Annotated in this window: 13 protein-coding genes; 12 read left to right on the forward strand and 1 reads right to left on the reverse strand. The window is 57.0% G+C overall.

Annotation, left to right across the window (positions count from 1 at the left end):
* Positions 1 to 86: 86 nt before the first annotated feature.
* The gene (locus DOU50_RS23290) at positions 87 to 1,265 is read left to right on the forward strand and encodes an MFS transporter (RefSeq protein ID WP_032646632.1); all 1,179 of its coding nucleotides are present in this window, start codon (positions 87 to 89) and stop codon (positions 1,263 to 1,265) included.
* A 90-nt stretch (positions 1,266 to 1,355) separates the two neighbouring features.
* Here DOU50_RS23290 and flk read toward each other — a convergent pair whose 3' ends face one another.
* Positions 1,356 to 2,360 (reverse strand): flagella biosynthesis regulator Flk, encoded by a 1,005-nt coding sequence (flk, locus tag DOU50_RS23295; protein ID WP_148770459.1) that lies wholly within the window; start codon positions 2,358 to 2,360, stop codon positions 1,356 to 1,358.
* Between the two features lie 113 nt (positions 2,361 to 2,473).
* Between flk and pdxB the strand changes: the two genes are divergently transcribed.
* The 11 genes from pdxB (at position 2,474) to argT (ending at position 13,273) form a co-directional block, all read left to right on the forward strand.
* Positions 2,474 to 3,610 (forward strand): 4-phosphoerythronate dehydrogenase PdxB, encoded by a 1,137-nt coding sequence (gene pdxB / locus DOU50_RS23300; protein ID WP_148770461.1) that lies wholly within the window; start codon positions 2,474 to 2,476, stop codon positions 3,608 to 3,610.
* Positions 3,611 to 3,677: 67 nt separating this feature from the next.
* Complete coding sequence (locus tag DOU50_RS23305) at positions 3,678 to 4,691, forward strand: aspartate-semialdehyde dehydrogenase (RefSeq protein WP_148770463.1); 1,014 nt, start codon at positions 3,678 to 3,680, stop codon at positions 4,689 to 4,691.
* Positions 4,691 to 5,503, forward strand: a complete 813-nt coding sequence (truA, locus tag DOU50_RS23310; protein WP_023312566.1) for a tRNA pseudouridine(38-40) synthase TruA — start codon at positions 4,691 to 4,693, stop codon at positions 5,501 to 5,503. The genes DOU50_RS23305 and truA overlap by 1 nt, the downstream gene beginning before the upstream one ends.
* A gap of 28 nt (positions 5,504 to 5,531) precedes the next feature.
* On the forward strand, positions 5,532 to 6,191 hold the full coding sequence (locus DOU50_RS23315) for a DedA family protein (protein WP_008502599.1): 660 nt from the start codon (positions 5,532 to 5,534) through the stop codon (positions 6,189 to 6,191).
* A gap of 154 nt (positions 6,192 to 6,345) precedes the next feature.
* The gene (accD, locus tag DOU50_RS23320; protein WP_003861408.1) at positions 6,346 to 7,251 is read left to right on the forward strand and encodes an acetyl-CoA carboxylase, carboxyltransferase subunit beta; all 906 of its coding nucleotides are present in this window, start codon (positions 6,346 to 6,348) and stop codon (positions 7,249 to 7,251) included.
* A gap of 70 nt (positions 7,252 to 7,321) precedes the next feature.
* Positions 7,322 to 8,590 carry a bifunctional tetrahydrofolate synthase/dihydrofolate synthase gene (gene folC, locus DOU50_RS23325; RefSeq protein ID WP_024908945.1) on the forward strand — a complete coding sequence of 423 codons (1,269 nt, stop codon included), beginning with the start codon at positions 7,322 to 7,324 and terminating at the stop codon, positions 8,588 to 8,590.
* Positions 8,580 to 9,278 carry a cell division protein DedD gene (gene dedD / locus DOU50_RS23330; protein WP_148770464.1) on the forward strand — a complete coding sequence of 233 codons (699 nt, stop codon included), beginning with the start codon at positions 8,580 to 8,582 and terminating at the stop codon, positions 9,276 to 9,278. Before folC ends, dedD begins: the two co-directional genes overlap by 11 nt.
* Positions 9,279 to 9,507: 229 nt before the next feature.
* Positions 9,508 to 9,996, forward strand: coding sequence for a colicin V production protein (cvpA, locus tag DOU50_RS23335; protein WP_000262116.1), 489 nt, complete (start codon positions 9,508 to 9,510; stop codon positions 9,994 to 9,996).
* 33 nt (positions 9,997 to 10,029) lie between these two features.
* Positions 10,030 to 11,547 carry an amidophosphoribosyltransferase gene (gene purF / locus DOU50_RS23340; RefSeq protein WP_024908947.1) on the forward strand — a complete coding sequence of 506 codons (1,518 nt, stop codon included), beginning with the start codon at positions 10,030 to 10,032 and terminating at the stop codon, positions 11,545 to 11,547.
* An 89-nt stretch (positions 11,548 to 11,636) separates the two neighbouring features.
* Positions 11,637 to 12,206: a UbiX family flavin prenyltransferase gene (locus tag DOU50_RS23345; protein WP_029740194.1), complete on the forward strand. Its 570-nt coding sequence runs from the start codon at positions 11,637 to 11,639 to the stop codon at positions 12,204 to 12,206.
* 284 nt (positions 12,207 to 12,490) lie between these two features.
* The gene (gene argT / locus DOU50_RS23350; protein ID WP_023312560.1) at positions 12,491 to 13,273 is read left to right on the forward strand and encodes a lysine/arginine/ornithine ABC transporter substrate-binding protein ArgT; all 783 of its coding nucleotides are present in this window, start codon (positions 12,491 to 12,493) and stop codon (positions 13,271 to 13,273) included.
* Positions 13,274 to 13,485 lie beyond the last annotated feature (212 nt).

A 13,485-nucleotide genomic window follows, 5' to 3' on the forward strand; every position in this document is an offset into this window, starting at 1 on the left:
AACGTCAACCAACGCACCTTAATCCTGATTATCAGGTAGAGGGGGCGTGGCATTTCCTCGCCTTACTCTTCATTTCGGAGTAAAGCATGACTGCAGTAACTCAAACAGAAACAACCCCTTCAGCGAACGTCTCGCTGTTCCGTATCGCCTTTGCGGTATTCCTGACCTATATGACCGTTGGCCTGCCGCTGCCGGTGATCCCGCTGTTCGTTCATCAGGAGCTGGGCTATGGCAACACCATGGTCGGCATTGCCGTGGGCATTCAGTTTTTAGCCACGGTATTAACTCGCGGTTACGCCGGACGGCTAGCGGATCAGCACGGTGCCAAACGCTCGGCGCTGCAGGGGATGTTTGCCTGCGGGCTGGCGGGCGGCGCCTGGCTGCTGGCGGCTCTTCTGCCGGTAGACGCCGCGTATAAATTTGCGCTGCTGGTGCTGGGCCGTTTAATTCTTGGCTTCGGTGAAAGCCAGCTGCTGACCGGCACCCTGACCTGGGGAATGGGGCTGGTGGGGCCAGCACGTTCCGGCAAGGTGATGTCCTGGAACGGCATGGCCATCTACGGCGCGCTGGCCGCCGGTGCACCGCTTGGCCTGCTGATCAACAGCCAGTTCGGGTTTGCGGCGCTGGCTGCAACGACCATGGCGCTGCCGCTGGTGGCATGGGCGTTTAACGGCTCGGTGCGTAAGGTGCCCGCGCACAAAGGCGAGCGTCCATCCCTGTGGAGCGTGGTTGGTCAAATCTGGCAGCCGGGCCTGGGCCTGGCGCTGCAGGGCGTGGGGTTTGCGGTGATTGGCACCTTCGTCTCGCTCTATTTTATGAGCCGCGGCTGGGCGATGGCCGGGTTTACGCTTACCGCGTTTGGCGGCGCGTTTGTTCTGATGCGCGTGCTTTTTGGCTGGATGCCGGATCGTTTCGGCGGCGTGAAGGTGGCGGTGGCATCGCTGGTTATTGAAGCTATCGGTCTTCTGCTGTTGTGGAATGCTCCCGTGGCATCCGTGGCCCTGCTGGGCGCTGCGCTGACCGGCTGCGGCTGTTCTCTGATCTTCCCGGCGCTGGGCGTTGAAGTGGTGAAGCGCGTGGCCCCGCAGGTGCGCGGGACGGCGCTCGGCGGCTATGCGGCATTTCAGGATATCTCATACGGGGTAACCGGGCCGTTGGCCGGGGTGTTAGCCACCTCGTTTGGCTATCCGTCCGTCTTTCTGGCCGGTGCGGTTTCTGCGGTGGTGGGGATCGTGGTGACGCTGGTGGCGTTTCGCAGGCGTTGAGCCGTTGTCGCCGGGTGACGGCTGTGCCTTACCCGGCCTACGATTCGAGCCGTTGTAGGCCCGGTAAGCGCAGCGCCACCGGGCAAAACCTCAGGCAACCAGCCAGAAAATCGCCAGCGCAATCAGCAGTGCAATAAACATCAACCCCGGACGCGCAGAGAGCGTTCTGAATGTCTCGACGACCGGCGCAAACAGCGGGCTGTAGATCGGCTGAACGTTTCTCACCTCCGGCACGCCGCCTTCACGTTCGGCGCGACGAACGAAGATTTGATTGAGCAGATCCTGCACCTGCGCGGTGGTCAGTACCGTCTGCGGCGTGGCCTGCCAGTTTTGCTGGGCGTAATCCCGAATCACGTCGAACTCGTGCGGCTCAAGCGGCTGTTTCAGCGCGGCCTGGACAGTATGCAGGGTAGGGGCATTCTGGGTGCTGAGCGTCTGGCGCGCCTGGAGCCAGGTCACCAGATGAGTAAACTGTTTGGCCGGGATCAGTTCACCCGCCTTCACGCCGGACAGCTCCAGCATGGATTGCCAGATAAGCTTCGTCGGTTCGCCAGTGGCCGCAGCCAGCTTTGTCACCATCTGCTTGAGCGTGTTGTGCTCGGCGGGCAGCAGCGGACGCTCGGTCGACGGGCGCACCTGAGGCTGCGGAATTGACAGCTCGTTGTTCTGCAGCAGCGTCAGAACGGTTTTAAGCTGGTCGGGCGTCAGCTGGCCCAGCGCGGTCTGACCATACTGCTGGCGAATAAAATCACTCACGGCCTGGCGGTTATTTCCCTGACCCAGCAGCTCCGTCAGCTGAGAAACAATCTGGCGCGTGGTGTGGTTCTGCTGCGCGGTCGTAATACGCTGGTTCAGATTTTGCTCGGCAGCGGGGAAATGACGCGACTGCAGCGGTGCGTCGTTCCTCACGCCTAAATCATGCTTTACCCCGGCCCAGACTTCCGCGTTTTGCTGTGAAGTCAGCGCAATCAGGCGCGTGATCAGTCGCTCCAGCACGGTGCGCTGTTGCGTGGATAGCGGTTGTTCACCGGCAACGTTTGGCGTGACGGGGCCTTCACCCGGAGGGCGTGGCGGCGTACCTGAAATGGGCTGCATCGTCAAAAATCCTTAAAGTCAAAACTCAGCGTAAACCAGGTATACGTATATGCCTGGCGGCCAGATTATGGCACACTTGGCAGGTTTTCTTCCTCTCAAACAGGTACTCAGACGTGAAAATCCTCGTTGATGAAAATATGCCTTATGCCCGTGAGCTGTTTAGCCGCCTGGGTAACGTTAAGGCTGTCCCTGGTCGCCCGATCCCGGTCAACGAACTGGATGACGCAGACGCGCTGATGGTGCGCTCGGTGACCAAAGTAAATGAGGCGTTGCTCGCCGGTAAAGCGATTAAGTTTGTCGGAACCGCAACGGCAGGGACCGATCATGTGGATGATAAGTGGCTGAAGCAGGCTGGAATCGGTTTTTCCGCCGCGCCGGGCTGTAACGCCATTGCCGTTGTGGAATACGTTTTCTCCTCGCTGCTGATGCTGGCCGAGCGCGACGGGTTTGCGCTGAAGGACCGCACCGTGGGGATTGTTGGCGTGGGTAACGTCGGCGGACGCCTGCAAAAGCGTCTTGAAGCGTTAGGGATCCGCACGCTGCTGTGCGATCCGCCGCGCAAAGACAACGGTGATGACGGGGACTTCCGCTCGCTGGACGAGCTGGTCGAACAGTGCGACGTGCTGACTTTCCACACGCCGCTGTTTAAAGAGGGGCCGTATAAGTCGCTGCATCTTGCTGACGAGGCGCTGATCCGTCGTCTGAAGTCTGGCACTATTCTGATAAATGCCTGCCGTGGTCCGGTTGTAGATAACGCTGCGCTGCTGACATGTCTGAATGAAGGACAAAACCTCAGCGTGGTGCTGGACGTCTGGGAGCCGGAGCCGGATCTCAACGTTGAGTTGCTTAACAAGGTGGACGTGGGCACAGCGCATATCGCCGGTTATACCCTCGAGGGGAAAGCGCGCGGCACGACGCAGGTCTTCGAGGCCTACAGCGCTTTTATCGGCCATCCGCAGCAGGTGGCGCTGGATACCTTACTCCCCGCGCCTGAATTTGGCCGCATTACCCTGCATGGTCCGCTCGATCAGGCAACGCTGAAAAGGCTGGTGCATTTGGTGTATGATGTGCGCCGCGATGATGCGCTGCTGCGTAAAGTGGCGGGGATCCCGGGTGAGTTTGATAAGCTGCGCAAGAACTATGTTGAGCGCCGCGAGTGGTCTTCCCTGTATGTGATGTGCGACGACGCGTCGGCGGCGACGCTGCTGCATAAGTTGGGGTTTAACGCCGTTCATCATCCGGCACGTTAATGTCTTCTTAATGCTCCCTGTCGGATACTCCGACAGGGACGCTTTTTTATTTCTGGAGTAAACCACCATGTCTGAAGGCTGGAACATTGCCATTTTAGGTGCCACGGGTGCCGTGGGCGAAGCCCTGCTCGAAACCCTTGCTGAGCGTCAGTTCCCGGTGGGCGATATCTATGCGCTGGCGCGTACCGACAGTGCAGGTGAGCATCTGCGTTTTAACAGTAAATCCGTGATGGTCCAGGACGCGGCAGCATTCGACTGGACCCAGGCGCAGCTGGCGTTTTTCGCTGCGGGCGCTGAAGCCACTGCTGCGTACATTGAAGAGGCGACCAATGCAGGCTGTCTGGTGATCGACCTGAGCGGCCTGTTCTCGATGGAGCCGGATGTGCCGCTGGTGGTGCCGGACGTGAACCCGTTTGTGCTGGCTGACTACCGCAACCGTAACGTCATTGCGGTGCCGAACAGCCTGACCAGCCAGCTGCTGACTGCCCTGAAACCGCTGATCGACGACGGCGGCCTGTCGCGCATTACCGTCACCAGCCTGCTGTCCGCGTCCGCGAACGGTAAAAAGGCCGTTGACGCGCTGGCCGGGCAGAGCGCGAAGCTGCTGAACGGTATCCCGATTGATGAAGATGATTTCTTTGGCCGCCAGCTGGCGTTCAACATGCTGCCGCTGCTGCCGGACCGCGAGGGTTCCGTGCGCGAAGAGCGTCGTATCGTCGATGAAGTGCGTAAGATTTTGCAGGACGATGGCCTGATGATCTCTGCGAACGTCGTGCAGTCCCCGGTCTTTTACGGCCACGCGCAGATGGTCGGCTTTGAAGCGCTGCGTCCGCTGGCAGCAGAAGAGGCGCGCGATGCGTTTGGCCGCGGTGAAGACATCGTGCTCTCTGAAGAGAGCGAGTTCCCGACCCAGGTGGGCGATGCCACCGGCAGCGCGCATCTTTCCGTTGGCTGCGTGCGTAACGATTACGGCATGCCGGAACAGGTTCAGTTCTGGTCCGTTGCCGACAACGTTCGCTTTGGCGGCGCGCTGATGGCGGTCAAAATCGCTGAAAAACTGGTGCAGGAGTACCTGTACTGATGTCAGACGTGGAACAAAAGCCGGTCCATAGAATTGCCCTCGGCATTGAGTACGACGGCAGTAAGTATTATGGCTGGCAGCGTCAGAACGAGGTGCGCAGCGTCCAGGAGAAGCTGGAAAAAGCGCTCTCTCAGGTGGCAAACGAGCCGATTAACGTCCTGTGTGCAGGACGTACGGACGCGGGTGTTCACGGTACGGGGCAGGTCGTGCACTTTGAAACCACCGCCGTGCGTAAGGATGCCGCCTGGACCCTGGGTGTAAATGCGAATTTGCCTGGTGACATTGCGGTGCGTTGGGTAAAAGCTGTGCCGGATGATTTTCACGCGCGTTTCAGCGCCACGGCGCGTCGCTATCGTTATGTCATCTACAACCAGCGCCTGCGTCCGGCGGTGTTAAGCCAGGGCGTGACGCATTTTTATGAGCCGCTTGATGCAGAACGTATGCATCGCGCGGCGCAGTGTCTGATTGGTGAAAATGACTTTACGTCGTTTCGTGCGGTGCAGTGTCAGTCCCGCACGCCGTGGCGAAACGTCATGCACATAAACGTCAGCCGTTTTGGCGCGTATGTGGTGGTGGATATCAAAGCCAATGCCTTTGTACATCATATGGTTCGGAATATTGTGGGCAGCCTGATGGAAGTGGGCGCCGGACACCAGCCGGAGAGCTGGATTGCAGACCTGCTGGCAGCGAAGGACAGAACGCTTGCGGCAGCTACGGCGAAAGCGGAAGGGTTGTATCTGGTCTCGGTAGACTATCCGGATCGGTTTGACCTGCCGAAACCGCCAATGGGCCCGCTTTTTTTAGCGGACTAAACAAAGGTGCAATTAGGGCTTAGACAATATGGACGTAATTCGTTTTTTGATTGATTTCATCCTGCATATTGATGTTCACCTGGCGGAGCTGGTCGCGCAGTATGGCGTCTGGGTTTACGCTATTCTGTTCCTCATTCTGTTTTGTGAAACCGGTCTGGTCGTTACCCCATTCCTGCCAGGGGATTCCCTGCTGTTCGTTGCCGGCGCGCTATCGGCGTTACCCACTAACGATCTGAACGTGCATCTTATGGTGGTGCTGATGGTGATTGCCGCTATTGTCGGTGATGCGGTCAACTACACGATTGGACGCGTATTCGGTGAGCGGCTGTTCAGCAATCCGGATTCGAAAATTTTCCGTCGCAGCTATTTAGACAAAACCCATGCGTTTTATGAACGCCATGGCGGAAAAACCATTATCCTTGCGCGCTTTGTGCCTATTGTGCGCACATTTGCACCGTTTGTGGCGGGAATGGGGCATATGTCCTATCGTCATTTTGCCATGTATAACGTCGTGGGGGCGCTGTTGTGGGTGCTGTTGTTTACCTATGCAGGCTACCTGTTTGGCGATCTCCCGGTGGTTCAGGAAAATCTTAAGTTACTGATTGTAGCGATTATTGTGCTTTCCGTACTGCCGGGCGTTATCGAAATTATTCGTCATAAACGTGCGGCGGCAAAACAAGCGAAGTAAATGCACGTTGGCGGTTCGACCACTTTTTTATCCAAAGTTTCGGGCTGTTATGTTTTAATGTGCAACATTCATGGTCTGTTGGAGGCAAAAATGGCATTATTCGCCTCTTATAGCAAAACTGGCAAACGACCAGGTTCAGGCAGAAAGGTTATCAATGAGCTGGATTGAACGAATTAAAAGCAACATTACCCCAACGCGTAAAGCGAGCATTCCTGAAGGGGTATGGACGAAGTGTGATAGCTGCGGTCAGGTTCTGTATCGCGCAGAGCTGGAGCGCAACCTTGAGGTGTGTCCGAAGTGTGACCACCATATGCGTATGTCGGCGCGCAACCGCCTGCATAGCCTGCTGGACGAAGGCTCTCTGGTAGAGCTGGGTAGCGAACTTGAGCCAAAAGACGTGCTGAAGTTCCGCGATTCCAAAAAATACAAAGATCGTCTGGCCTCTGCACAGAAAGAGACTGGCGAGAAAGACGCGCTGATCGTCATGAAAGGCACCCTGCATGAGATGCCGGTTGTTGCCGCTGCGTTTGAGTTCTCCTTTATGGGCGGCTCAATGGGCTCTGTGGTTGGTGCGCGCTTCGTGCGTGCCGTTGAGCAGGCGCTGGAAGACAACTGTCCGCTGATCTGCTTCTCTGCCTCCGGCGGTGCGCGTATGCAGGAAGCGCTGATGTCGCTGATGCAGATGGCGAAAACCTCTGCTGCGCTGGCGAAAATGCAGGAGCGCGGTCTGCCGTACATCTCCGTGCTGACCGACCCAACCATGGGCGGCGTCTCCGCGAGCTTCGCGATGCTGGGCGACCTGAACATCGCTGAGCCTAAGGCCCTGATCGGCTTTGCCGGTCCTCGCGTTATCGAGCAGACCGTTCGCGAGAAACTGCCGCCGGGCTTCCAGCGCAGTGAGTTCCTCATCGAGAAAGGCGCCATCGACATGATCGTCCGCCGTCCGGAAATGCGCCTGAAGCTGGCGAGCATCCTGGCGAAGCTGATGAATCTGCCAGCGCCGAACCCGGATGAGCCGCGCGAAGGCGTGGTGGTACCGGATCAGGAACCCGAGGCCTGATAACTGAAAAGGGCAGGGCCGGTTGGCGCTGCCCTTTTGCTTTCTAATCTGTTAATGACAACCGGGCATTATGGAAAATAAAAGCATTCCCCAAGCCACGTCGCCCCTGGCCGCGTGGCTTTCTTATCTGGAAAACCTGCACAGTAAAACCATCGATATGGGGCTTGAGCGCGTAAGCCAGGTCGCCGCGCGTCTTGATGTGCTCAAACCGGCACCTTTCGTGTTCACCGTCGCGGGGACCAACGGTAAAGGCACGACCTGCCGCACGCTGGAATCTGTCCTGATGGCCGCGGGTTACAAAGTTGGCGTGTACAGCTCGCCACACCTGGTCCGCTATACCGAGCGCGTTCGTGTGCAGAACCGCGAACTGCCGGAATCGGCGCATACGGCGTCGTTCGCGGAAATTGAAGCCGCACGCGGTGAGATCTCATTAACCTATTTTGAATACGGCACCCTGTCGGCGCTGTGGCTGTTCAAACAGGCGCAGTTGGATGTGGTGATTCTTGAGGTTGGCCTCGGCGGACGTCTTGATGCGACCAATATGGTGGATGCGGACGTGGCGGTGGTCACCAGCATCGCGCTGGACCATATCGACTGGCTGGGACCGGATCGTGAAAGCATTGGCCGCGAGAAGGCCGGTATTTTCCGCGCAAATAAGCCCGCGGTGGTTGGCGAGCCGGATATGCCGCATACCATTGCTGACGTGGCGAACGAGAAGGGCGCGCGTCTGGTGCGCCGCGACGTTGACTGGCAGTACGAGGTCCAGGATAACGGCTGGCGCTTTAGCGACGCGCAGGGCGCGCTCGACAACCTGCCGCTGCCGCAGGTACCGCAGCCGAACGCAGCAACCGCGCTGGCGGCACTGCGCGCCAGTGGCCTCACGGTCAGCGAGCAGGCGATCCGCGACGGCATTAAGAATGCGCTGTTGCCCGGGCGTTTCCAGATCGTCAGCGAATCACCGCGCCTGATTCTGGACGTGGCGCATAACCCCCATGCGGCGGCGTATCTCGCGGGACGTCTCAATTCGTTACCAAAAACCGGGCGCGTGCTGGCGGTTATCGGTATGCTTCATGATAAAGATATCGGCGGGACGCTGGCCTGCATGGAGAGTGTGGTCGATAGCTGGTATTGTGCTCCTCTTGAGGGGCCGCGCGGCGCGACGGCTGAGCAACTGATGGAACATCTCGGCAAAGGCGCAATCTACAGTAGCGTGGCTCAGGCCTGGCATGCCGCGATGGCGGATGCTAAACCAGAAGATACCGTGCTGGTGTGTGGGTCATTCCACACGGTGGCACATGTCATGGAAGTGATGGACGCGGGGAGAACCGGTGGCGAGTAAGTTTCAGAACCGTTTAACAGGAACCATTGTGCTGGTCGCGCTCGGGGTGATTATTCTCCCGGGTCTGCTCGACGGGCAGAAAAAGCATTATCAGGATGAGTTTGCCGCTATTCCGCTGGTGCCGAAGCCGGGTGACCGCGATGAGCCGGATATGCTGCCTGCGGCGACGCAGGCGCTGCCTGCTCAGCCGCCGGAAGGGGCGGCGGAAGAGGTGCGTGCAGGCGATGCCGCCGCACCATCGCTCGATCCGTCTCGCCTGGCGGCAGCGAGCAACAGCGATATCGATCCGGTGCCGGTCGAGCAGCCTAAACCGGTTGAAAAACCGAAGCCGGTTGAGAAGCCGCAGCCGAAACCGCAGCGGGATAAAGCCGCAGAACAGCTAGCCGCGGCGTCAGAGACACCTCCGCCAGCAAAACCGGCGCAGCAGGATGCCGCTGCCCCAACGGGTAAAGCCTACGTGGTGCAGCTTGGTGCGCTGAAAAACGCCGATAAGGTCAACGAGGTCGTGAGCAAACTGCGCAGTGCGGGATATCGTGTTTACACTTCACCTTCCACGCCGGTGCAGGGTAAAATTACCCGTATCCTCGTGGGGCCAGAAGCGTCCAAAGATAAGCTTAAAGGTTCGCTCGGTGAGCTGAAGCAGATCTCCGGCCTGAGCGGTGTGGTGATGGGCTACAGCGCGAACTGATAAGATCTTACCCATTCCCGGAATGGTTTGCTCCCTCTCCCTTGAGGGAGAGGGTTGGGGTGAGGGGGGAGCAGACGTCCACAGAGACGTCAAATGGACCGTGGCGTTGAACATTTTTTCAGCGCCTTTTTTATTTACGCGCGGGAAGGAAATCCCTACGCAAACGTTTTCTTTTTCTGTTAGAATTCGCCCCGAACTGGATGACAGGGCGTTAAATCGTGGGACACATATGGTCTGGATTGATTACGCCATCATTGCGGTGATTGGTTTTTCCTGTCTGGTTAGCCTGATCCGTGGCTTTGTTCGTGAAGCGTTATCGCTGGTGACATGGGGTTGTGCTTTCTTTGTTGCCAGTCATTACTACACTTACCTGTCTGTCTGGTTCACGGGCTTTGAAGATGAACTGGTCCGAAATGGAATCGCTATCGCGGTGCTGTTTATCGCAACGCTGATTGTCGGCGCTATCGTGAATTACGTGATAGGTCAGCTGGTCGAGAAAACCGGTCTGTCAGGAACGGACAGGGTGCTCGGGATCTGTTTCGGGGCATTACGAGGCGTGCTGATTGTGGCCGCGATCCTGTTCTTCCTGGATACCTTCACCGGGTTCTCCAAAAGCGAAGACTGGCAAAAATCGCAGCTCATTCCAGAGTTCAGCTTCATCATCAGATGGTTCTTTGACTATCTGCAAAGCTCGTCAAGTTTTTTGCCCAGGGCATAAACCCTGAGATGTGGCTTAACGAGGAAAAGACGAATGTGCGGTATTGTCGGTATCGCCGGTTTCATGCCGGTAAACCAGTCGATTTATGACGCGTTAACGGTGCTTCAGCACCGTGGGCAGGATGCTGCGGGTATCATCACCATTGATGCAAACAACTGCTTCCGTTTACGCAAGGCGAATGGCCTGGTAAACGATGTGTTTGAAGCCCGCCATATGCAGCGTCTGCAAGGTAATATGGGGATCGGTCACGTTCGTTATCCTACTGCTGGCAGTTCCAGCGCCTCTGAGGCACAGCCTTTCTACGTCAACTCACCGTATGGCATTACTCTTGCTCATAACGGAAACCTGACCAACGCGCATGAGCTGCGTAAAAAGCTGTTCGAAGAGAAACGTCGCCACATTAACACCACCTCTGATTCTGAAATCCTGCTCAATGTGTTCGCCAGCGAGCTGGATAACTTCCGTCACTATCCGCTGGAAGCAGACAACATTTTTGCCGCGATTGCCGCGACAAACCGTCAGATCCGCGGCGCGTACGCCTGCGTTGCGATGATCATCGGTCACGGTATGGTCGCCTTCCGCGATCCTAACGGCATTCGTCCGCTGGTGCTCGGTAAGCGCGACCTCGGCGATGGCCGTACTGAATATATGGTTGCCTCTGAGAGCGTGGCGCTGGATACCCTGGGCTTCGAATTCCTGCGCGACGTTGCGCCGGGCGAAGCGGTCTACATCACCGAGAAGGGCCAGCTGTTTACCCGCCAGTGTGCCGACAACCCGGTCAGCAACCCGTGCCTGTTTGAATACGTTTACTTTGCCCGTCCGGATTCCTTCATCGACAAGATTTCCGTCTACAGCGCGCGCGTCAACATGGGCACGAAGCTCGGCGAGAAGATTGCCCGCGAGTGGGACGATCTCGACATCGACGTTGTGATTCCTATCCCGGAGACCTCCTGCGATATCGCGCTGGAGATCGCCCGCATTCTGGACAAGCCATACCGTCAGGGCTTCGTGAAGAACCGCTACGTTGGCCGCACGTTTATCATGCCGGGGCAGCATCTGCGCCGTAAGTCAGTGCGCCGCAAGCTGAACGCCAACCGCGCGGAATTCCGCGATAAGAACGTTCTGCTGGTGGATGACTCCATTGTTCGTGGCACCACCTCTGAGCAGATTATCGAGATGGCGCGCGAAGCGGGTGCGAAGAAAGTCTATCTGGCCTCTGCTGCGCCGGAGATTCGCTTCCCGAACGTGTACGGCATCGATATGCCAACCGCCAACGAGCTGATCGCTCACGGGCGTGAAGTGGATGAAATTCGCCAGATCATCGGTGCCGACGGCCTGATTTTCCAGGATCTGAACGATCTCATCGACGCGGTGCGTGCCGAGAACCCTGAAATTCAGCAGTTTGAATGCTCCGTGTTCAACGGTATTTACGTGACCAAAGACGTTGACCAGCAGTACCTCGACTATCTTGATTCGCTGCGCAACGACGATGCGAAAGCCGTCCAGATGCAGAACGATCTCGAAAGTTTAGAGATGCACAACGAAGGTTGATGCTCCGGCAGGTGAGGGCGAATGCCCTCACTTGCAACTCCCCGCAAAATCCTGCACAGTCTGCCCTGAAATCAGTAAGGGCGAAAATCATGAAACGACTCATTGTTGGGCTCAGCGGCGCCAGCGGCGCGATTTACGGCGTACGTCTGTTACAGGTTCTGCGTAACGTGGCGGAAGTCGAGACCCATCTGGTGATGAGCCAGGCGGCGCGTCAGACCCTCTCTCTGGAAACCGATCTCTCCCTGCGCGATGTTCAGGCACTGGCGGACGTGGTTCACGATGCCCGTGATATCGCCGCCAGCATCTCCTCAGGCTCGTTTAAAACGGCTGGCATGGTTATCCTGCCCTGTTCCATTAAAACGCTCTCCGGCATTGTGAACAGCTATACCGATACCCTGGTAACGCGCGCGGCGGATGTGGTGCTGAAGGAGCGTCGTCCTCTGGTGCTCTGCGTGCGGGAAACGCCGCTGCACCTGGGCCATCTGCGCTTAATGACGCAGGCTGCGGAGCTGGGAGCCATCATCATGCCGCCGGTACCGGCATTTTATCATCGCCCGACCTCGCTGGATGACGTGATTAATCAGACCGTTAACCGCGTGCTGGATCAGTTTGACATCGACCTGCCTGAAGATCTCTTCACCCGCTGGCAGGGTGCCTGAATCTGTGCACAAACCAGGTGCATGAAAAGACAAGTTGCCCTGTTTCAGGGCAATTATGCAACGGCGATCATATCCTCGACATTTAATTCGTTTTTTCCCTTTTTCTCTCTCCGGTTCGTTCGGCAGACCTGCTATCTTTCACCATTAAGGCAGTATCGCAACGTTTTATTAACATATTTAACGTCGAAGTTTTGACCAGACGGCAATGTGGCATAAGACCTGCAAGATGAAGCCTGCAACACAACACAATACATAATAAAATCACGGTACTTGAGGGTAAATGTATGAAGAAGACGGTTCTGGCTCTGTCTTTGCTCGTGGGGTTAAGTGCGGCAGCAGGTAGCTACGCAGCGCTTCCACAGACGGTTCGTATCGGTACAGACGCAACCTACGCGCCATTCTCTTCCAAGGATGCGAAAGGCGATTTCGTGGGGTTTGATATCGATCTGGGAAATGAAATGTGCAAGCGCATTGCGGTGAAATGCACATGGGTGGGCAGCGACTTTGACGCGTTAATCCCGTCGCTGAAAGCCAAGAAAATCGACGCCATTATCTCTTCTCTCTCCATCACCGAAAAACGCCAGCAGGAGATTGCCTTCTCTGACAAGCTCTACGCCGCGGATTCTCGCCTGATTGCGCCAAAAGGCTCCCCGATTAAGCCAACCATCGACTCGCTGAAAGGCAAGCATGTTGGCGTGCTTCAGGGATCGACCCAGGAAGGTTATGCCAATGCCACCTGGCGTGAGAAGGGTGTCGACGTGGTGGCTTACCAGAACCAGGATCTGATCTATTCTGACCTGGCGGCAGGCCGTCTGGATGCGGCATTCCAGGATGAAGTCGCCGCGAGTGAAGGCTTCCTGAAACAGCCTGCGGGGAAAGACTACGCGTTTGCGGGCCCGTCGGTGAAAGACAAAAAATACTTTGGTGACGGCACCGGTATTGGCCTGCGTAAGGATGATACCGAGCTGAAAGCCGCCTTCGACAAAGCCTTTGCAGAGCTGCGTAAAGACGGTACTTACGACAAACTGGCGAAGAAATACTTCGACTTCAACGTATACGGTGAATAATACCTGACGCTAACGCACCGGAAAGGTGCGTTACGGGAACGGTTGACCCAATACGGTGCGTTCGTTGCACCGTATTGGATCGCTTTGTGCATACTTACGCATTTATAATGCAAAAATTCCCGCCTGAAGGGCATTAGTCTTTGCCTGTCAGAAGGAATTAATGGCACATTAGCACCACCCCGTCGTCGTAAAAAACCCGTATGAAGACAGTT

Source organism: Enterobacter sp. C6 (assembly GCF_008122455.1).
Taxonomy (GTDB): Bacteria; Pseudomonadota; Gammaproteobacteria; order Enterobacterales; family Enterobacteriaceae; genus Enterobacter; species Enterobacter pseudoroggenkampii.